Origin of the sequence: Caballeronia sp. LjRoot31, assembly GCF_964253885.1 — a bacterium.
Lineage (GTDB): Bacteria > Pseudomonadota > Gammaproteobacteria > Burkholderiales > Burkholderiaceae > Caballeronia.
Window position 1 is genome coordinate 3,458,652 of sequence record NZ_CAXURX020000001.1, and the last position, 19,153, is coordinate 3,477,804.

18 protein-coding genes and 1 pseudogene are annotated in these 19,153 nt (G+C 60.8%); 4 read left to right on the plus strand and 15 right to left on the minus strand.

What is annotated here, in order from left to right; genetic code table 11:
* Positions 1 to 12: 12 nt before the first annotated feature.
* The 9 genes from ACSQ8V_RS15255 to ACSQ8V_RS15295 all read right to left on the minus strand — a co-directional run bounded on the left by ACSQ8V_RS15255 (position 13) and on the right by ACSQ8V_RS15295 (position 9,781).
* On the minus strand, positions 13 to 1,239 hold the full coding sequence (locus ACSQ8V_RS15255) for an acyl-CoA reductase (protein WP_436206230.1): 1,227 nt from the start codon (positions 1,237 to 1,239) through the stop codon (positions 13 to 15).
* Positions 1,236 to 2,657 carry an AMP-binding protein gene (locus ACSQ8V_RS15260; RefSeq protein ID WP_436206231.1) on the minus strand — a complete coding sequence of 474 codons (1,422 nt, stop codon included), beginning with the start codon at positions 2,655 to 2,657 and terminating at the stop codon, positions 1,236 to 1,238. The genes ACSQ8V_RS15255 and ACSQ8V_RS15260 overlap by 4 nt, the downstream gene beginning before the upstream one ends.
* The gene (locus ACSQ8V_RS15265) at positions 2,654 to 3,409 is read right to left on the minus strand and encodes an SDR family NAD(P)-dependent oxidoreductase (RefSeq protein ID WP_436206232.1); all 756 of its coding nucleotides are present in this window, start codon (positions 3,407 to 3,409) and stop codon (positions 2,654 to 2,656) included. Before ACSQ8V_RS15265 ends, ACSQ8V_RS15260 begins: the two co-directional genes overlap by 4 nt.
* Before the next feature lie 24 nt (positions 3,410 to 3,433).
* Positions 3,434 to 4,201 carry an enoyl-ACP reductase FabI gene (fabI, locus tag ACSQ8V_RS15270; RefSeq protein ID WP_436206233.1) on the minus strand — a complete coding sequence of 256 codons (768 nt, stop codon included), beginning with the start codon at positions 4,199 to 4,201 and terminating at the stop codon, positions 3,434 to 3,436.
* Complete coding sequence (locus tag ACSQ8V_RS15275) at positions 4,198 to 5,256, minus strand: acyl-protein synthetase (protein WP_436206234.1); 1,059 nt, start codon at positions 5,254 to 5,256, stop codon at positions 4,198 to 4,200. The genes fabI and ACSQ8V_RS15275 overlap by 4 nt, the downstream gene beginning before the upstream one ends.
* A 13-nt stretch (positions 5,257 to 5,269) precedes the next feature.
* The gene (locus ACSQ8V_RS15280; protein WP_436206235.1) at positions 5,270 to 5,509 is read right to left on the minus strand and encodes an acyl carrier protein; all 240 of its coding nucleotides are present in this window, start codon (positions 5,507 to 5,509) and stop codon (positions 5,270 to 5,272) included.
* 41 nt (positions 5,510 to 5,550) lie between these two features.
* The gene (locus ACSQ8V_RS15285; protein WP_436206236.1) at positions 5,551 to 5,814 is read right to left on the minus strand and encodes a MoaD/ThiS family protein; all 264 of its coding nucleotides are present in this window, start codon (positions 5,812 to 5,814) and stop codon (positions 5,551 to 5,553) included.
* A gap of 25 nt (positions 5,815 to 5,839) precedes the next feature.
* Positions 5,840 to 8,374 (minus strand): malate synthase A, encoded by a 2,535-nt coding sequence (gene aceB / locus ACSQ8V_RS15290; protein WP_436206237.1) that lies wholly within the window; start codon positions 8,372 to 8,374, stop codon positions 5,840 to 5,842.
* A gap of 261 nt (positions 8,375 to 8,635) precedes the next feature.
* Positions 8,636 to 9,781 (minus strand): glycosyltransferase, encoded by a 1,146-nt coding sequence (locus tag ACSQ8V_RS15295; protein ID WP_436206238.1) that lies wholly within the window; start codon positions 9,779 to 9,781, stop codon positions 8,636 to 8,638.
* 221 nt (positions 9,782 to 10,002) lie between these two features.
* On the opposite strand from ACSQ8V_RS15295, the gene ACSQ8V_RS15300 reads away from it, so the two are divergent.
* Entirely contained in the window at positions 10,003 to 10,431 is a 429-nt protein-coding gene (locus ACSQ8V_RS15300; RefSeq protein WP_436206239.1) for a DUF3293 domain-containing protein, read from the plus strand.
* A 98-nt stretch (positions 10,432 to 10,529) separates the two neighbouring features.
* On the opposite strand, the gene ACSQ8V_RS15305 is transcribed toward ACSQ8V_RS15300, so the two are convergent.
* Complete coding sequence (locus ACSQ8V_RS15305) at positions 10,530 to 10,862, minus strand: DUF4148 domain-containing protein (protein ID WP_436206240.1); 333 nt, start codon at positions 10,860 to 10,862, stop codon at positions 10,530 to 10,532.
* 241 nt (positions 10,863 to 11,103) lie between these two features.
* Between ACSQ8V_RS15305 and ACSQ8V_RS15310 the strand changes: the two are divergent.
* Positions 11,104 to 11,403 (plus strand): annotated as a pseudogene (locus ACSQ8V_RS15310) (FadR/GntR family transcriptional regulator); the annotation flags it as partial.
* A 121-nt stretch (positions 11,404 to 11,524) separates the two neighbouring features.
* On the opposite strand, the gene ACSQ8V_RS15315 reads toward ACSQ8V_RS15310, so the two are convergent.
* The 4 genes from ACSQ8V_RS15315 to ACSQ8V_RS15330 form a co-directional block, all read right to left on the minus strand.
* Positions 11,525 to 11,929, minus strand: a complete 405-nt coding sequence (locus ACSQ8V_RS15315; RefSeq protein WP_255631629.1) for a hypothetical protein — start codon at positions 11,927 to 11,929, stop codon at positions 11,525 to 11,527.
* Positions 11,930 to 11,968: 39 nt separating this feature from the next.
* Positions 11,969 to 12,523, minus strand: a complete 555-nt coding sequence (gene bamE / locus ACSQ8V_RS15320; protein ID WP_213767199.1) for an outer membrane protein assembly factor BamE domain-containing protein — start codon at positions 12,521 to 12,523, stop codon at positions 11,969 to 11,971.
* Positions 12,524 to 12,566: 43 nt separating this feature from the next.
* Entirely contained in the window at positions 12,567 to 13,484 is a 918-nt protein-coding gene (locus tag ACSQ8V_RS15325) for a peptidoglycan DD-metalloendopeptidase family protein (RefSeq protein WP_436206241.1), read from the minus strand.
* A 480-nt stretch (positions 13,485 to 13,964) separates the two neighbouring features.
* Positions 13,965 to 14,624: a VTT domain-containing protein gene (locus ACSQ8V_RS15330; protein ID WP_436206242.1), complete on the minus strand. Its 660-nt coding sequence runs from the start codon at positions 14,622 to 14,624 to the stop codon at positions 13,965 to 13,967.
* A 279-nt stretch (positions 14,625 to 14,903) separates the two neighbouring features.
* Between ACSQ8V_RS15330 and mutL the strand changes: the two genes are divergently transcribed.
* Both mutL and miaA read left to right on the plus strand, forming a co-directional pair.
* Entirely contained in the window at positions 14,904 to 16,925 is a 2,022-nt protein-coding gene (mutL, locus tag ACSQ8V_RS15335) for a DNA mismatch repair endonuclease MutL (protein ID WP_436206243.1), read from the plus strand.
* Complete coding sequence (gene miaA / locus ACSQ8V_RS15340; protein WP_436206244.1) at positions 16,922 to 17,872, plus strand: tRNA (adenosine(37)-N6)-dimethylallyltransferase MiaA; 951 nt, start codon at positions 16,922 to 16,924, stop codon at positions 17,870 to 17,872. Before mutL ends, miaA begins: the two co-directional genes overlap by 4 nt.
* A gap of 148 nt (positions 17,873 to 18,020) precedes the next feature.
* On the opposite strand, the gene ACSQ8V_RS15345 is transcribed toward miaA, so the two are convergent.
* Entirely contained in the window at positions 18,021 to 18,896 is an 876-nt protein-coding gene (locus ACSQ8V_RS15345; RefSeq protein ID WP_436206245.1) for a hypothetical protein, read from the minus strand.
* Between the last annotated feature and the right edge of the window lie 257 nt (positions 18,897 to 19,153).

Sequence of the window (19,153 nt, forward strand, 5' to 3'; positions counted from 1 at the left end):
AGCGAATCGACGTCAACTCACGGTGACAAGGCGGGTGAATTCCCGCAGGAGGTCGTAGCCGTCCCAGACCGTGGAGAATTCGAGCGCACGCCCCATCGGCACGATGCGATCGATGCCTCGCCCGCCTGCTCGCTGCGCAAACGAAACCATCTCGTCGGCCGTGAAGCCGAAATACGTCAGCGTCTGATCTTGCCGTAGCAATAGAGGCAAAAGCGCGTCGAGCGCGTCCAGCCGCAGATAAGGAAACGTACCCGTGCCAAGCCAGCGACGCGGCAAGCGAACCGGCGTCGCGAGCCGCACCATAGCGATCTCGTTGCCGATAAAGCGAACGTCATCGGCTATTCCCTCTGCAGCCAGACCATAGGTTGCTACCTGTTTCTGGATCGCCATCGCTGCATCCGCGCGCGGCCCCCGAGCCTCCACCGTTCGCGTTAACAAGGCCGTGAACACGACTTGCGCGTCCGCCACATCCTCGGCCGTGCCAATCCAGAAAATCGTTCCAGGCGAAGCGCATGCAGCCTGACCAAATAAGTAGGCATCCGAATGAAACGATTCGACCACGTGCTTGCGCTCAGGTGTGTCGGTCGAGAGAAAAGCCCTAGCGCAGATCGCAGCGAAAGAGGACCGGTTGGGAAAGGTGAGATCCCGCGCCGATGGCCGCAGCGGCGCGCGACGAATGTCGTCGATAGCTCGATCGCCGCCCCACAACACACGCAAGTCACAAGCGGCGGACAGAACCGACGTCGCAGCCTCGTCGCGATGGTCGTAGCTCACGATCCGCTGCGTCCGCGCAACCACGGAATCGGCTGTCTCCAGACCTTGCGCCAACGCGGCGAGCACGGCCTCGGTGGCCTCTCCGCCACGATCGGATACCCGCACCACGTTGCGGTTTCCAGCCAGCGCGGACAATGCCCAGGAGTAGACGAACACCGTATCGGCATTACCTGGCGCGATGTGAAAGACCAGTCCCTGGGGGAAACGCAGCGTGCAATTCTCGGTATAGAGCCGAGCCAGCTCCGAGCCCAGATGTCCACGACGAAGGTAAGCGCCGAGTGGCCCCAGTTCCGGATGGCGCCGGGCCAGCGCGGGTACACGCAGGCGCTGGCCGACGCCATCGAGGAAATCGAGCATACGTTCATCGCCGACCTGAAGGGCCGGGGCCGACGCTGGCTCATTCATCGACTCAAGCAACGCCGATGCTTCCAGCGGCGCACCCGACGGGAACAGCGGCCGGATCATGTCGGCGCCTTGTCTTCGATAGCCGCACGAATCAGCGACCGGTAATCGATCTTGCCGTTACGCAGCAGCGGCAATTTGTCGATGGCGCGTGCGAGAACGCCATGCCGGTTCACGCCTAACCGTTCTGCAACGCTCCGCGAGATGCGTTCCAGCCGCGCCGGCTCGGCCTCACCCTCGCACCACAGCACGATCGCTTCGTCGTTGCGCGAGACAGCGGCTGTCGCGCCTTCAGCGCCGGCGTCGGCGGCCATGAGTTCAACGGCATCAAGATTGATTCGCTGTCCAAACAGCTTGGCGATCCGCTTGAGACGGCCTTCGAGATAGAGATAACCCTCCTGGTCGAAGCGGCCGATGTCACCCGTGTACAGCACGCCGCCATGACCGTCGCCGCTGGCGAGATCGACTGCCGTATCGGCGTAACCCATCATGACGCTGGGTCCGCGGAAGATGACTTCGCCAGGGACGTCCGGTTGACACGTCTCCGCACCGGACTCAACGCTAATCGATAACTCTGCATCGGGCACGGCCAAGCCGACCGAAGCGCACTTCTCGAGAACGCGGTGAGCCGGCAGAACCGCCATCCGCGCCGTTGCTTCCGTTTGCCCGTACATGAGAAAGAACCGGCCGCCCGACCGGCCGATGTCATCGGCTAATTGAGCAATGAGTTCAGGCCGCATGCGGCTGCCGGATTGAGTCATCGTGCGCAGGCTGGGATGCGCCAATGGCGTCCATCGTAAGCGCGCAAGCAACTCATACGTATGCGACACCGCCGCGAAGGAGGTGGCGCCATAAGTATCGACGCACGCCCAGAAGTCCGCGCCGATAACCGGATGCGAATTCACCACAACGGTCGCGCCAGCCACAAGGTGGCTGTTCAGCACCGACAAGCCGTAGCCCAGGTAAAACGGCAAGCTGGTCGGCGCGATGTCAGCGTCGGTGATGTCAAGCGCACGCACGATTGCTTGCGCGTTGGCGAGTACGCCTTCACGCGAAAGGCGCACCATGCGCGCGGCGCCTGTCGAGCCGGAGGTGGTCAGCAGCAAGGCCAGATCGGGATGGACGACGGCCCCGTCCGTCTGCCTGATCCAACCATGATCGACCCGTCGATAACCCGCAGGCGCAGCCGTTTCGATCCCCGGCTGCCACAGACCCGCCGGCTCGAATCGCGCGATCAACTCGGTGAGTGTGTCGAGTTCGATTCCCGGGTCAAGCAACGCAAGCGCTCGGCCCTGGCGAAACGCGGCGAGATAGCGGCACACGGTATCGACGGTCCATGGCGCGCTCAGCAGGAGCAACCCGGCCGGCATCGTGTGCAGTTCGTTTTCCATCGTCTGGATCCGCGCTGCGAGCTCGCTGCCTCTCAAGCTCAAATTGCGAGCCGCATCGATCAGGCAAGCATGGGCGCCGAATGTGTTCATAAGGTCAGGCCTCCGTCGACACCGAGTACTTGTCCGGTGATAAAAGACGCTTCGTCGCTGAGCAGGAAGCGGATCGTCGCCGCCACTTCAGTCGCCGTGCCAAGCCTGCGCAACGCAGTTTGAGCGCGACGTGCGGCGATGACATCGGTAGGGAGATTCGCCAGCAGATCGGTATCGATCAAACCGGGCGCCACCGCATTCACCCGAATACCGAGTGGTCCCAGTTCTTTCGCCGCCGAGCGCGCCATTGCGGCAATGCCGGCCTTGGTTGCCGCATACACCGCCTGGCCCGCGGCGCCGCGTTCGCCGGCTATCGATGCAAGCAATACAACGGCGCCGCGACGACGCCGCATCATCACTTTCGCCGTGACCTGCAACACTTCGATCGCGCCCAGCAGATTGACGTCGAGCAGATGGCGCGCGACCGATTCCTGCGTCATGCCCAGCGGCGTGCTCTGCATCACGCCCGCACTGAGCACCAGCGCGTCGATAGCGCCATGCTCGGCGGCAATCGACTTGATGGTCGCGCCGATCGACGCGTAGTCGCTCAGATCCAGCGCCCGGCCAGTCGCATTAACGCCATATTCGGCGGCAAGTTGCTTTGCTTCGCGTTCGGCTTTCGTTTGATCCGTACCGGTCAATATCACGGTCGCTCCCGCTGCAGCCAGCAACCGCGCGCTCGCCTGTCCGATGCCACGCGTGCCGCCGATCACCACGGCAATACGATTGGTGAAACTACGCACCGTATTCATCGATACCCCCAGGAGCGCGCCATGTCAGACGCCGACCGTGTGAAAGCCGCCATCGGCATGCACGATTTCACCGGTGGTGACAGGAAACCAGTCCGATAGCAACGCCACGCAGGTGCGAGCGACGCCGTTGGCGTCGGCGGGATTCCAGCCGAGCGGCGCTCGGGCTTTCCAGGCCGCGGCGATATCGCCGAAACTCGGCTCGCCGTGAGAGGCGGCGGTGCGCAAAGGGCCGGCCGCGACCAGATTGACGCGTATCCCGCGAGCGCCCAGATCGCGGGCGAGGTAACGCGCGCTCGACTCCAGGCCGGCTTTGGCCACACCCATCCAGTCGTAGCCGGGCCATGTGACGGAGGCATCGAAATCGAGGCCCACAATTGAGCCGCCCGCGTCCATCAACGGCAGCACCGCGACGGCGAGCGCCTGCAGCGAATAGGTCGATACCTGCAAGGTCGTCGATACATCGGCCCAGGCCGTAGCAAGAAAATCCCCGCCGATAGCCCCACGCGGCGCAAAGGCGATCGAGTGCAGGACGCCATCCAGTCGCGGCAGGTGAACCCGCACGCGCTCGGCCAGCGTGGCAAGTTGCTCGCTTTGGGTGACATCGAGTTCGACAATCGGCGGCGGTCGCGGCAACCGCCTTGCAGCGTCCTCGACCATATGCAGCCGGCCATGGCCGGTGAGCACAATCTCCGCGCCCTGCTCCTGCGCCAGCTTCGCCACCGCGAAGGCGATCGACGCATGGTTGATGACGCCGGTGATAAGCAGCCGCCGGCCTTCGAGCAGGCCGCTCATGGCCGCGCCCCGTTGGCGGTTTCGGGCAACGTGTCCGCGCATCCGCGAGGTTCGGCGCGCGCGAGCCGACCGAGCACGGAGAAGCGTTTGCCCGGCCACTCGCCATCGTCGATGCCATGCACCACGCCCCGGTCTTCGGTGAGCAGCACGTGACCCGGATGCGCGCGCGGCACGGCGCTCAACACTTCGATAACGCCTTCCGTGCCGACGGGAGCCTCCTCCCAGGTCTCAGGATCACGGATGATGACATCGGCGAAATCCGGGCAATACAAACCATCGCCGGATGCTGATTCGATGTGGATCGTGCCGCCCTGCTCGACCATCCCGTAGAAGTTGTGGCATCGATGAAGGCCGGTCGCAGCGAGAAAGCCAGCGCGAAATTCTTGCGGCGATACGGCTTGATCGGCGAGCTTTTTCCAGCCGCCGGTGTGCAGCAGGATCGCGTGGGCCAGGTCGAATCCGTGTGATCGCGCGAAGGCGTAAAACTGTGTCCAGACCAGCGATGTGAAGCCGAAGATCAGGAACGTTGCATGGCCGTGGCGTTGCAGGAAATTCGCGACGGCGGTGGCATCGATACCTTGCTCGTCATCCAACGCAAAGACGTGCTCCCGCCCGACATTCATCACGCCCAGCACGGTGGCGCCACGGATCGACGAGCGTTCCCCACGTACCGCCGAGGGCGAATCGATAATGAGCAACGGCAGACGCCGTGGACCCGTCACCGTCGCCAGCGTCGCGGTGAGCAGATGTCGCTGGCGCTCGGCGGCGTCCCGGTCCAGTGCAATCCGGCTGACGTTCGTGCTGGTCGTACCGGACGACGTCAGCACAGCCACCTGTTCGCGGCCGGTGCTGATCAGCGCGTGCTCCTTGAACAGGCGCACGGGCAGCCACGGCAGTTCGCGAGTTTGCGCATAGCGGCGACCGGACGAATGACCGATGGCATCGAGCACACGCGCATAGGCAGGACAAGCACGCCGATGATGCTCGATCAACTCGACCATCTGCGGTAGCAGCGCGGTCTCCCGCACGCTCTGGTTTATCGGCAAGCCGGTCATGACGATTGCCAGATCAATCCCGCACCCCAAGCTCACGGAGCAACTGCGAAGCACCTTTGAAGGTATCCATCTTCAACGCCCGCTCGGTGTCGATCTCAACCTTGAATTCATCTTCAATGGATGAGATCAGCAACACCGCGCCGAGCGAATCCCAGCCCGGCGTCTCCTGATAACGCAGCGCCGAATCGGGCAGCGTTCTGTCTAGTTCCAGCACCGTATCGAATACCGATCGTAGTCGGGTGTCGAGGGACATTGCATGTTCTCCTTCGGATAGCCGTCGCTGCGGCAGACTGCTCAACCGCCGGAAATGGCGGTCATGATCTCGACCAGATCACCCGATGCAAGCGGCCGGGTCAGATCGCTGCGAATCACTTCATTGTTGATCGCCAGACGCATCGTTCGTTTCAGCGTCATCTCGCCATTCATCAGTAATCCTTCCAGTTCCGGGAATTCTGAAAATAGCGCTTGAAGGGCCTCGTCGAGCGTGTTTTGTTCATAAACAATCTGCCGCCGATAACCCACGTACCGCAGCAACGATCCAGAGAACAGGAACGTCATGGTCAATCCCTTTTTAGCTTGACTGTCACGCCGACCGGAACACTTCGACCGCGTCGCCGGCGTCGGCCCCGGATGCGGTCAGCAACCGATGGACGAAATGAATGTCGGCGCCCACGCGATAAGCCGTGGTCAGGATCTCGCCTCGGTCGAAGAGCATGAAAGGCCTGCGCAAACCGATGCTCAGGCGCTCTATACGCTGGGCCAGACCCGCGAGCAGTTCCGGATGTTTATCGACGAGGAGGAGCACCATGGCCTCGCGACTATCGCCTATGAAATCGCACACGTGCTCGGAATACCATTGGTCCGCTACCTCGCAAGCATGGCGATGCACCACGAATTCGTGCCGGTGTTCAGCAATGGCCTCGGCATTCGCCGGCACTCGCGCGGCACCGCGATTGAGCAGCACGGGCCGCTCGTCGATATCGTCGGGACAGTCGAGCAACAGCTTCGCCAGATCATCGGGCACGCGTCCCGGCGCTGCCGCAAGTGTTTCTATCGACTCGATGCGAACGCACACCTCCTGCATGACTACGCGAGCGACCGGTACGCCGTGTTCATTCGCGAGCAGCACTTCCACGTCCTGAAGGGTATGGAAGCGTTTCGGGTTCCAGGTCCTGACCCGCGTAGTGACACTGAGCGACTCGCAATCGAAGAACGTCGACGGCTTTACATAGGCAATCTCGAGCCCGATGGGAACGAACCCGGTGGCATGATCGCGGATCAGCGCCGCATGCGAGACGGCATGCTCGATCAGCCACGCCGACCACCCCATGAACCCGAAGGAAAACGCAACGCGCGGCTTGAGTTGCAAATGCGTGAACATGCCGCTGCTGCAGGTGAGCGCCAAGGTGCTTTCCCGGACCGAGGCCGATGCGGATGCAGATGCAGATGCAGATGCCGCGCTCCATCCATACCCGGTCGCGACCGAGTCATGTTCGGATGACCGGTTCAATCGAGCGTACCCGGGCAGGGTCAGGAACTCGGGGAAGTCCTCCCGCATGGCGACTTCTTCGAACAAAGCCCTGGCTTGTTCTATCTCGCGGTCGGTCAGGGTTTCAGTCGATTCCGCGCGATACCGATCGATCTCCTCTGTGACCATTGCGCGAACCAGCTCGCGCGTCACCTGACGCCCATCCCGCAGACGCATGCCGTGGCGCAGCCATTGCCAGACCTGCGACCGGGCAATCTCGACGGTCGCCGCGCCTTCCATGAGACCGAACAGCCTGACCGATCCATGACCGCGCAACCACGCCTCCAGATATCGGATAGACACCGCGATGTTGGATCGCAAGCCATGCTCGGTGACCGAGCCGTCCAGGCGATCGGCCGCCATCAGGTCCGCGGCCGTTGTCTTGACCTCGACCTCGACCTCGCCATGCGAGCGGCCGATCTGATGCGGGCGCCCGCCCAGTACGTGCTCGAAGGCGGCGTGACAGACCGGAACCAGATCCGGGTGAACGACCCAGGTGCCGTCGAACCCCTCGATCGCCTCGCGTTCCTTGTCGCGGCGCACGACTTCGACCGCGCGGCGTTGCGCCTCGGGATCGTGTCGATCCGGAATCTGCGTGGCGACACCGCCCAACGCATGCGTGCCACGCCGATGACACGTGCGGACCAGGAGCTCGGTGTAAGCGCGCATGAACGGCAGCCCCATCGTCAATTCCGCGCGGTCGGGCAAGACAAAATCCCGTCGATTCCTGAATTCCTTCGCAATACTGAACAGATAATCCCACCGGCCAGCGGTTAGCCCAGCGGCGTGAGGACCGAGAGCATGCAGGATCTCGTCCATTTCGTACGCCGCGCCAATGTGCTCGATAAGCAAAGTAGCGCGGATGCTGCCACGGGGAACGCCAATCCAGTCCTGCGCAAATTCGAATACATCGTTCCACAGCTTTGCTTCGAGGTGGTTTTCAAGCTTCGGCAAGTAGAAGTAAGGCCCGCTTCCGCGCTCAAGTTGCCTGCGCGCGCAATGAAAGAAGTACAGGCCGAAATCGACCAGGCTGGCCGATGCAGCTTGTCCATCAACCGTCACATGCTGCTCGGGCAAATGCCAGCCGCGCGGCCTGACCACGATCGCCGTCGTGCCGCCCTCGAGCCTGTATTGCTTGCCCCGAGGGTCGCGGTAGGTGATATCGCCCATGACCGCTTCTTTCAGGTTTCGCTGACTCGCCATGGCGTTGTGCCAGGTGGGCGACATCGCATCTTCCAGGTCGGCCACCCATACTTGCGCATGAGCATTGAGTGCATTGATGACGATCTTCCGGTTCTCCGCCGGACCGGCAATCTCCACACGTCTATCGATCAAATCTTTGGGAGGTGCGGGAACGCGCCAATCCGGATCATTGCGGATGCCGGCTGTGCTGGATAAGAATTCGAAGTTACCGCCGTTCAGGCGATGGCCCGAGCATTCTTTACGGTAGTGGAGAAGGTGCTGGCGCGGCTGCGCAAATTCGCGATCCAGCGCCGCGATAAACTCCGTGGCGTCAACGGACCACACATCCGGAAATAGATCCGCCGCATCGCTTTCGATGGCGCAGCTCGCGCGAGTTGTCTTGGCCAACCTGAACTCCACAAAGTGTTTGTGTGTTCCCGGCCGGCTGGCTCAGCGTGCGGCGGTTGGGTTTCACTATCGACGCTATAGCGGAATTGTTCAACCGCGAAAAGGAAACGTCACGTTGCCGATTTCCGCACAATGAGTGCGTTCAGGTTTCATTGACGGGCTTGCCTTATTTGTCCAATAAAAAACAGGCTGCGTGTCGTGAGACAAGCAACCTGTTTCCGTATGTGCCGCTGAACCTGTGAAGCCCACGCGCCTGCTCCGCTAAGCGCGCACAAGTGGCTCGACTCGTTCGTCCGACTCTGCGTCTTGCAACATTTGATGAGTCAGCATGACGTGTTGCCGGGCGAAACCGCGCGTCGTCAAATCCTTCGATACCAACTCCTGCTGCGCGCGACGAATTCGCTTCGTCGTGCCTTCAGGGTCTGCACCTAGCGCGGCGACAGTCTCGCGCAGGCTTTGTGCATCGTGGACCGGTACGTATGAGACGGCGTCATCGGAGAAATAGTCGGACAGACCGCCTATGCCCGTTGCAACTACCGCCTTGCCGGCCGTCACCGCTTCGAGCAAAACCGTAATGCCCGATGCATGGTGATTGGGATGAAGCGGCACGACGATTACATCGGCCCATTCATAGAGCGCGCGTTGCTCCGCTAACCCCGACACCGGCGCGACAACAACGTTATCCGCCCGATCAGAACGCGTGACTTTGCGCTGGGTCGCCAGCCTCGCGTTGAAGCGCGGATCGTTTTCAAACGCGGCCATGAAGGTCTGCCAATCGCGGTCGCGATCGTTACCAATGGCCGCCACGCGCAATGGTTCGTGAGGACGCCACTCGGACACTGGCTGCAAAGGAAAATCGTCGGTACTGACACCGTAGAGCACCACCGTTGCTTCGCGATTCCAGAATTTTTTCGTGAGCGCTGCATTGTCGTGAGTCAGGGTCGTCAGCAAGCTCGCCTGGCTTAGCAGCCTCTTGAAGATCACGCGCTTGAACACGCTAAGCGATTCCCATATGTCGAGCAGCCACACACTTTGTGCAAGCAGAAGCGGCTTACGCGGACCACGTTTGAGCATCAGGAATAACGCTGCCGATAGATACTCGCGCTCCGTATGCGTCCAGATCACGTCCGCTTCAAGCAGCGCTGCGCGATTGCGAAATGTATGAATGAGATCGCAACCGAGAAGCGCTTTCAAGCCGCGTCGAATAGTGCGGAGAAAACGTCCTTCGGGATGATCGTGGGAATACGAAAGGGTCATCGATTCCGACTCGGCGTGGTGATAACCGTACAGGCACCCAACGTTCTCGTCTTTGCGATACCGGCTTGGATCAACGCCATAGTAAAGATGAACATGAACGCTGGTCGGCCTGCCCTTCATGTCCTCGTTTGCCAGGATAGGTGAATCCATATGCCCCTCGATAATGGCGCCTGTGCGAGCGCTTTATATGCTAAAAAAGCATCGTACAGGTGCTGGGCGGCGCGGTGAACACCGCGAGTCAGGACATTCACGCTGAGCGAGAGGTAGCTAACACAACGGCCTTTATCACATTGATACCGTGTGTTCGGCAACGCGCACAATAGAGGGCGAAACTCTGATATGTCCGGCGCTTTTATCGCAAGGAGATTGCTTTGCAGTTCAATTCGACCATCGATCCGGACACGCTCCGGGCTTACGATGAAACCCATTATCGCGTCCTGGGCAATGCCCCCACGACGCTGCGCATAGGCCACGCCAATCCTGATCTCGCCAAACTTCACCGTGCCTTTGGCGTTGACTGCAGCGCGTTTATCACCGCGGCGAATCCATTCAGCGCATTGACCAGCGCCACGGCCAACACTCTGCGGCAAGCCGCGCTTGAAGAGCAGCTTCGCCGCATGGGTCTGCGCTTTATCGAAGGGACAGGCGAGCATCCGTCAGGCTCATGGCCGGGTGAACCGAGCTTCCTGGTTCTTGGCCTTATCCTTAGTGATGCGAAACAACTCGGTGTGAAACACGACCAAAATGCAATTGTATGGTGCGGCGCGGACACTGTGCCTCAACTGATCCTGCTCCGATAATTCGTTCAAGCAGCTAACGCTAACCGCTTAAGCCCATGCAATCACGACAGGACGACTCGCGACTCGATCTAACCATGAACGAGTCGTCCGTGCGGTCATCAAGAACCCGCATAGATGTTGCAGAAGCTGTACGGCCCGACACAAGCCTCATGACTCGGGCTGCCGACATTCGCAACACGCGAGGAACTGGCGCTCGAACCGGCTGCCACGCCGCCATAGGCCGACGTGCCCTGCCTGGCTTGTGTGACTTGATTCGTATAGATGCGAGCCACATCGGGATACGACGTGTTACTGACGAATTGTGACCCGTCTTGCTGCGCTTCAACGAGTTGTTGGCGGACTTCGGCGCGGGTCAGGCCCTGAGCCTGGGCAAATGCGCTTGACGATGCGAGGACAGCGGCGGACATCACGAACAGGGCAATCTTTTTCATTTTCGACTCCAGAGTGTTTAACGGGTTGGTACTAGGGCGAACCCATTTTTTTCCCGCCTATTCCCGATAAGTCGAAAATAATTTGCGCGCGTGCGTGGTAAGGATTTTGGAAGCGCCTATTTGATGAGCCAATCGGCAAGCACATGAACGGCGTTGCCACGGCGGATCGAGCGCGTCGGCCAGCGTTGCCCGCGTGTCGATGGTGCTGTTTGCGCACGTGGCGTCACCGCGCGGCCAGCGAATGCTGGAAGAGATTTTGGAAGTACAGCGTTGCGCCGAAGAAGAACTGGCCTCGCTGGCGGCCACGCGCCGGACGACGGAACAACTCGGGCGGCTGATGGAGCTGGTGACGCAGATGGGCAGCGTCCTGGATCAACACGGCGCCTATACGGAACTCGATGTGGAGTTTCACGATGTGATCGGTGAAGCGGCTAATAATCGATTGCTGCGGACAATGCTGGATCCCGTGCGTGAGGTGATCCGCGACGGATACGTCCTGACCGAAGAGTTGCCGGGGGCGCCGGAACGCTCCTGGAAAGGCCATCAAAAGATTCTGCGGGCAATCGAGAAACAGGATGCGAAAGCGGCGCGCGCCGCTTTCACTGGATGCCGGGTGTTAGGCGCAACTTTTTATACAAGAGAAAAAGCGTTTCCGCCCGGCCTTACTTTCGGGACGCTATCGCCATGTCGTACACGCCTCGACGCATGCACTCCGCACACCAGCATCGCGTGGCAACCTCCGCTTGCGCCTCCCAGCTATGCCCGAACGAGCATTCCCATCGCAAAGGCGTGGTGGCATCGACGTAACTCGCCGACAACAGTCTCCCGCCCCGCTCCTCGGCAAGGGCCTTCAGCCGCTCGGTGTGCTGCTCGCGGCGCTGCGTCGCACAGTTCATGCAACGCACGTTCTGCGCGGCGCTCAGGCCGTCGTCCCACGCGTGCCCGCGGCCGCATTGCCAGCCCGCGTCAGCCGTTTCGAACGTTAACGCCCGGTCGTCGCGATGACGCGCCGCCAGCGCCATCAATGTCTCGCGCCCAAGCGCGTGTTTTGATTTTTGGTGATCCATGAGTATGGGTGCCGATATTGAAACGCCCCGCCGCGCAACTCAATGCTGGCCGCCGCCTGATGCTTCCGATCGCGATGTGGTCGTCACTATGCCATCGGGGCCGAAATGCGCGTTGAACATGGCGTCGCGGGTCACGCCGCCCTCCTCCCAATGCCAGCTCCACACGCGCTCTTTTTTGAGCGGATATTCGGCGATGGTAGTCGGCTTGCCCAGCAAGCGGCGCACTTCGTCCTGCGTCATGCCCGGACGTACCTTGGCGATGTTCTCCGCTGTCAGCACTTGCGTGACCGAGACGAATTTGCCATTTGCATCGATATCGACGAAATAGGTATTCGTGCCCGCCGGACCACGCGGATATTCCAGGCGCTTCGAGCCGTCGGTGTAGGTTCGCGCCGTTTCCGGCTCTCCCATCTGGTCGCGAATCTGCGCCTCGGTCGTCACGCCCGGCGTCAGGTCCTTCAATAGCAACGTGTCGGGTTTGACGGCGTTGAAAAACGCCTTGAGCTTGTTCATGGCATCCGCGTTTTGCTGGTCGTTGCAGCCGGCAAGCAGCACAGCGGACACGCACGTGGCAGCGAGCAAAAGCCTTTTCATACGAGCCAGGCTCCCGTCGCACGCGCGCTGCGCACCGTGTTCATCATCCGGCCTTCTTCAGTGACGGCAACGGATCCACGGCCTGTCCCGACTTGCGAAGCTCGAAGTGAAGCAACGGCTTGTTGCTCGGCCCGGTTCCCATTTCCGCGATGGTCGCGCCCTGGCGGACGGTGTCGCCTTCCTTCACCAGCAGCTTGCCGTTGTGCGCGTACGCGGTCAGGAAGTCGTTGCCGTGCTTGACGATGATCATCTGCCCGTAAGCGCGCAGACCGCTGCCCGCATACACGACCCTGCCCGCCGCCGCCGCTTTCACCGGTTCGCCGAGCTTGCCACCAATATCGATACCCTTGCTGCCGCCTTCGCCGAACTTCGTGATCACGTCGCCTTGTGCCGGCCACGTGAGCCACGCGCCCTTCGAATTGATCGCAGGCGTGCTGGTGTCGGCCGGGGCGCTGTTATTGCTCGCCGTCGCGGCCGGTGCGCCGATGATCGGCGGCCCCGCCTTCGACGCCGACGATGCAGCCTGTTTGCTCCAGTCGTCACCGTTGGCGGTCGTGCCCGTGCTGCCCGGCGGCGCCACGCGCAACAACTGGTCGATGTTGACCTGCTTGCTTTCAGGCAGGTTGTTCCACTTGATGAGATCGGACGGACGCTGCTTTTGCGCGCGCGCGATGCCATAGAGCGTATCGCCCGGTTTCACCCGATAAAACCCTGGCCCGGCATCCGCCTGCACCGGCGGCGCAATGGCGGCCGGCCCGGCGGACCCGGTGCCCGGAGGCGTCGTGGGGATCAGTGCTGGCGAGCTCGTGCCGCCCGTCGACTGCTCGACGATAGGCGCGGGCGTCAGCGCCGTCGAGCAACCGGCGATCGAGACAGCTACGCCAATAGAAACGAGCGCACCGAGCACTCCCCCGCGGCCGTTGACGGCCCATCCTGAATTACCTGAACGCGATACCGCCATGCTTGCCGTTTTCCCTGACTTCCTGTTATCGATATTTCCGGGCTGCGTCCAGGCGCTCAGAACCGCATGCCGGCGCCACATCCGCCGAAAGCCCCGCCGTTCGTTGCACTGCCGCCGCAACCAAAAATCCCGCAGCCGGCGAGTAGCGCCGTTACACCCAGCACTGCCACCGCCAGCCTGAGACGGCGCCAGTTACACGCCGCTCCCGCTTCACTTCTTGTTCGTTCCAACATCAGCTATAAGACCTCGCCAACCTTCGCCAGCATAAAACATTTAACGTTTGTTCACGAAACGCCGGAATCGTTCGTCTCGATATTCGAACCACCGAGCCGACAATTCGGCATTCTAACCTTTTACGTTTTGGCGGCGAAGACGCCAGCGGACCGAGTAGCCTGCCCGTGATATGCGCGCTTTCAAAGTGCCGGCCCGGCGACTTCGAAAGCGCTTGTCGAACCAATCAATCGAACCAATCAATCCGACTCAATTACCCGCTTTGCGCCGCATGACTTTCCACACTGTGCCCAGCGCGATCGGCACGATCGCCGCACACACGCCGACCAGCGCGATCACGTTCAGATACTGGCGAATAAACGGGATATTGCCGAAGAAATAACCGAGCAACACGAGCAGCAATACCCAGATCAGCGCGCCCAGTATGTTGAACAACTGAAACCGCGAGGCTTTCATCGCCGATGCGCCTGCCACGAAGGGCGCAAACGTCCGCACGATCGGCACAAAACGCGCGAGCACGATGGTTTTGCCGCCGTGCCTTTCGTAGAAACCTTGCGTCTTGCGGAGCGCTTCGCGATCGAGGAAACGTTCGAGCACGGGAATGTGGGTATCGAATACCTTGGGGCCGATCGCGCGGCCAATCCAGTAATTCACCGTATTCCCGAGGATGGCCGCGATCAGCAGCAGGACGATCAGCGCACCGAGATCCATTGACCCGCTCGCCGCAAATGCGCCGCCGATGAACAGCAGCGAGTCGCCCGGCAGGAACGGAAACACCACGAGCCCCGTTTCGCAGAAAACGATCAGGAACAGCACCGCGTACACCCAGCCGCCGTAATGCTGGATGAAAAAACCGAGCGATTTGTCGATGTGGAGAATAAGACTCAGGAATGACAGCAGCGTATCCAAAAGGGGGCCTCGACCAGGATGAAATGAGCGGGAAACCAGCAATAGCAGCGAGCATGCGCGGGCATATCGTTGCGATAAAAACAGTCGCGCCATGATACCGAACTCGACGCTGGAAAATTCGCGAAGCGCGTGTTCATCGGCGGGTTTTAACGCTAATCGGCCCGTTTTCGCGGCTCTGGAGCACGTAGAACAGTACGCCAGCCGGTGACGGGCAAACGCGTAGTGGCAGACTGAACGGCGGCGAAATCGTTCACGGGCGCGAAGCTTTATAATTTCGGCATGCCCGATCTCATCGATTCATCCGACACGATTTCCAACGCCTCCGCCCCCGCCGGGCGCTTGACGCGCGCCATTCAGCCGTTGCCCGACCAGCTGATCAGCCAGATCGCGGCGGGCGAAGTGGTCGAACGGCCGGCGTCGGTGGTGAAGGAATTGCTCGAAAACGCGCTGGATGCCGGCGCGTCGAGCTTGCGGATCACGCTCGACGAAGGCGGCGTGAAGCGAATCATGATCGTCGACGATGGCTGCGGCATTCCCCCCGCCGAACTCTCTTTGGCGTTGTTGCGCCACGCCACCAGCAAGATCCGCTCGCTTGCCGAGCTGGAAGCCGTGGCGTCGCTGGGGTTTCGCGGTGAAGCGCTGGCGTCGATTGCGTCGGTGGCGGAGCTTTTCATCACCAGCCGGACGGCGGCGTGCGCGCATGCCACGCGGATCGACGCCCAGACCGGCGCGATCTCGCCGGCGGCCGGGACTATCGGCACGACGATGGAAGTGCGCGAGCTGTACTTCAACACGCCCGCACGCCGCAAATTCCTGAAAAGCGAGCAGACCGAACTCGGGCATTGCCTGGAAGTGATCCGGCGCGTGGCGCTGGCGCGGCCGGACATCGCGATATCGGTGATTCATAACGGCAAAGCCGTCGAGCATTGGAACGCGTCGGACCCTTCCACGCGCGTGGCCAAAATTCTCGGCGAGGTCTTCGCCACCGCGCATCTGCCGCTCGACGAACGCGCCGGGCCGCTGGCCGTGTATGGCTGCGCCGGCTTGCCGACCGCGAGCCGCGGCCGCGCCGACCAGCAATACTTCTTCGTCAACGGGCGCTTCGTGCGCGACAAGCTGCTGACGCACGCCGTGCGCGCCGCGTACGAGGACGTGCTGCACGGCAACCGCTATCCATCGTATGTGCTGTTCCTCGATCTGCCGCCAGAATCGGTGGATGTGAACGTGCATCCGTCGAAGATCGAAGTGCGTTTCCGCGATTCACGCTCGATCCATCAGTACGTGTTCCATGCCGTGCAGCGTGCGTTGGCGCGTCACGCGGGGGCGTCGCCGGAAACGACGGCCGGTGGCCACGCCGCGCAATTGGAGCCGACGGGAATCGCTTCGTTCAGCGCCCGGCCTTACGCGGGCGCGGGTGTGGCGGGTATGGCGGGTATGGGTACAAGCTCACTGAACGATTCCACGCTGGGTTCAGGGCAAAAAAACGACAACGCCACGAACTGGCTGCGGCAATCGAGGATGACGCAGGGCAATCTGCCGGTCGCTCAGCCGCTGGCGCTGTACGACGCGTTGTTCGGTCGCCGCGATGTAAACGCCGGCACGCCGCAGGGCTCGACGCTTGCCGAGGGCGTGAATTCCTCCGAGGCTTACTCGCCGAACCAGCCCAGCGCACCGCTCTACGCCGCGATGCCGGGTGCACCGGATATCGGTACCAACGAGCAGCCATTGGGCTTCGCGCTGGGCCAGATTCACGGCATCTACGTGCTGGCGCAGAACGCGCAGGGGTTGATCATCGTCGACATGCATGCGGCCCACGAGCGCATCCTTTACGAGCAGTTCAAGAACTCGCTGGCTGACCGGGCAATCGCGGTGCAGCCGTTGCTGATTCCGGTGACGATGACCGTCGATGCCGTGGAAATGGGCGTGGTCGAGGAAGAGCGTGAAGTGCTGGACGCGTTGGGATTCGATCTGGCGATTCTGTCGCCGGGCTCGATTGCGATTCGCGCAGTCCCTGCCCTGCTGAAAGATGCCGATTTGCAGTCTTTGGCGCGTGCGGTGATTTCGGATTTGCAGGCTTATGGCGGCTCACGGGTGTTGACCGAGCGTCAGCACGAATTGCTGGGCACGCTCGCGTGCCATCACGCGGTGCGTGCGAATCGCCGGCTGACGCTGGACGAGATGAACGGCCTGTTGCGCCAGATGGAAGCCACCGAGCGCGGCGACCAGTGCAACCACGGCCGTCCGACCTGGTTCCAGTTGACGCTCGGCGATCTCGATCGACTTTTCATGCGCGGCCAATGAGCGCGCGGCGGATTGCGTGTCGGGTTGCGTGTTTATTGGGGCCGACGGCATCGGGAAAAACGGCGGCGGCGCTGGCGTTCGCGCAACGACGGCCGGTGGAAATCATCAGCGTGGATTCGGCGCTGGTTTATCGCGGCATGGATATAGGCACGGCGAAACCTAGTCACGAAGAACGCGCACTGGCGCCGCATCATTTAATCGATATCATCGATCCGACCGAATCGTATTCGGCCGCTCAATTCCGGAATGACGCTCTGAAACTGGTGGCCGACATTGAAGGTCGTGGCCGAATCCCGTTATTGGTCGGCGGGACGATGTTGTATTACATGGCCCTGACGCGCGGATTGAATGAGTTGCCGGAGGCGAATCCGGAAATGCGCGCGGCGCTTGATGAAGAAGCTGCACGAGATGGCTGGCCGGCAATGCACGCGCGATTGGCTATGGTTGATCCTGAAACCGCGGCGCGGTTGGCACCTAATGACTCGCAGCGAATTCAGCGCGCACTGGAAGTGTTTATGCTGAGCGGCAGGGCTTTATCGGCGATATTGAAAGACCCGAAGAAGAGCCAGGATGGCGAACCGGAATTTGTGCCGATTGCGCTAGAACCATCCGATAGAAGCGTGCTGCATAAGCGGATCGAGAAGCGGTTTGATTTGATGCTTGAAGCTGGATTGCTGGAGGAAGTGGAACGGCTACGGGCGCGCGGAGATTTATCGCCGGCGATGCCATCGATGCGATGCGTGGGGTATCGGCAGGCTTGGGAATATCTGGATCGAGAAATCGACTATAAGACCATGCGCGATAAAGGCATTTTCGCGACGCGTCAGTTGTGTAAAAGGCAGTTGACATGGTTGAGGGGGATCAAGGAGCGGCGAGTGGTAGATTGCGCCCGCGACGATGCGATGGAAATGACGGTGGGGGAAATTGAGCGGGTGGTTCGTATTTAGTGCGTGGTAAGCGAAGCCGAGGTGGCGCGATACTAGTCGACGAACTTCGTGTGACGCGTATCGGCCATTGAGCAGCCATCGACATGTCGGGGGCGAATGTCTCCTTAGGGGCGCGGATTCGACTGCCGATGGATGTCCTTCAATTCTGTTACGGCCTATATTCACGCTTGCACCAAATATCGCTCAGGCGCCTCTTCATACGTTCGTGCACGCCGGAAAAGCGCTGCCGGTTGTCGGGAAACTTTTTCGTCCCGAAAAATCGATCAAAGTATTCATCGAGAAATGCCCGTTGGTTTCTATTTTTAATCCAACGCTTGAGCCTCCCGATGCTTTGTCGGTTACCTTCCGCGAGGAGTCGACGATATAGCGCTCGGACGCGTGGTTTCATTTCCTTTCGGGTGCACTTCGTCTCCACATAAGCCATCACAACGCGCTCAAACCATCTTTCAGCCGTTTCAGCGAACCAGTGGCCTTGCGTCAATCTTCGGCTGCGAAGCTTCTTGACAGCCAGCGCCGCATCCCAACCATTGAACAGGTCCCGATAGAACTGCCTAAACGCGGCCTCGATCTCGTCCGGAAACACGAACTCCGTCGGAGCAACAATTGCGAAGCACGGGGAGGTGGTAAAAGCGTTGATCTGACCCAAGAAGTGCGCACCAAAGCAGGCCGCGAACACTGCGAAGAGATTGTACTGACACGCATCGTTCAGGCGGCTCAGCATAGCGGCAAGATCTTGCCACGGTAGCTCGCTCGCGTTCTCAAAAATGAGGCCAGCTTGCTCGTCTCCGTGGCACTCGACATGGAGGAGGGGAATCTGACCAACGCTCGCCGCCTCGGTAAGTTCGTCGACGATTGCTCGAAAACCGACGGCGCTTTCGCAGGTCCGAAGTTCAACGGGTACGCTTTGACCCAGCTCGCCATTTAGGGCCGCCAGGGCATCTCGCAGTCGCTCGCCAGTCGGATGTTCGCACTCTTCGAGCGACTGAATAATGACAATCTTCGCGAAGGCGAACGTCGAATGCATAGGCGCGTTGGGATAGTAAAAGCAGGTATTTTACTTTCGTATAGCCGGTAACGAGCGGCTGTATCTAAACGCGTAGCGGACATTAGCGCAAATGCATCGACAATCCGAGTTGGGGTCGATCTCGGACCTACGCTATCGTCGGTAACGGCTATCGGCGTATAGATTGCTTTAAAGCATCGGTGGTCAAGGCTAAGGTGGGATTGAGGTCCCTCGTCCGTGATTGCTGCCTTTTCCACAAAGCAAGTACGGACACGGTA

Excerpts from the sequence above, each read along its gene's own strand:
- ACSQ8V_RS15325 (WP_436206241.1), bottom strand. The coding sequence starts at position 13,484 with ATGGCGGTATCGCGTTCAGGTAATTCAGGATGGGCCGTCAACGGCCGC.
- ACSQ8V_RS15275 (WP_436206234.1), bottom strand. The coding sequence starts at position 5,256 with ATGACCGGCTTGCCGATAAACCAGAGCGTGCGGGAGACCGCGCTGCTA.
- ACSQ8V_RS15315 (WP_255631629.1), bottom strand. The coding sequence starts at position 11,929 with ATGGATCACCAAAAATCAAAACACGCGCTTGGGCGCGAGACATTGATG.
- miaA (WP_436206244.1), top strand. The coding sequence starts at position 16,922 with ATGAGCGCGCGGCGGATTGCGTGTCGGGTTGCGTGTTTATTGGGGCCG.
- ACSQ8V_RS15305 (WP_436206240.1), bottom strand. The coding sequence starts at position 10,862 with ATGAAAAAGATTGCCCTGTTCGTGATGTCCGCCGCTGTCCTCGCATCG.
- ACSQ8V_RS15285 (WP_436206236.1), bottom strand. The coding sequence starts at position 5,814 with ATGACGTTCCTGTTCTCTGGATCGTTGCTGCGGTACGTGGGTTATCGG.
- ACSQ8V_RS15295 (WP_436206238.1), bottom strand. The coding sequence starts at position 9,781 with ATGGATTCACCTATCCTGGCAAACGAGGACATGAAGGGCAGGCCGACC.
- ACSQ8V_RS15345 (WP_436206245.1), bottom strand. The coding sequence starts at position 18,896 with ATGCATTCGACGTTCGCCTTCGCGAAGATTGTCATTATTCAGTCGCTC.
- mutL (WP_436206243.1), top strand. The coding sequence starts at position 14,904 with ATGCCCGATCTCATCGATTCATCCGACACGATTTCCAACGCCTCCGCC.
- fabI (WP_436206233.1), bottom strand. The coding sequence starts at position 4,201 with ATGAGCGGCCTGCTCGAAGGCCGGCGGCTGCTTATCACCGGCGTCATC.
- ACSQ8V_RS15265 (WP_436206232.1), bottom strand. The coding sequence starts at position 3,409 with ATGAATACGGTGCGTAGTTTCACCAATCGTATTGCCGTGGTGATCGGC.
- ACSQ8V_RS15255 (WP_436206230.1), bottom strand. The coding sequence starts at position 1,239 with ATGATCCGGCCGCTGTTCCCGTCGGGTGCGCCGCTGGAAGCATCGGCG.
- ACSQ8V_RS15280 (WP_436206235.1), bottom strand. The coding sequence starts at position 5,509 with ATGTCCCTCGACACCCGACTACGATCGGTATTCGATACGGTGCTGGAA.
- ACSQ8V_RS15260 (WP_436206231.1), bottom strand. The coding sequence starts at position 2,657 with ATGAACACATTCGGCGCCCATGCTTGCCTGATCGATGCGGCTCGCAAT.
- bamE (WP_213767199.1), bottom strand. The coding sequence starts at position 12,523 with ATGAAAAGGCTTTTGCTCGCTGCCACGTGCGTGTCCGCTGTGCTGCTT.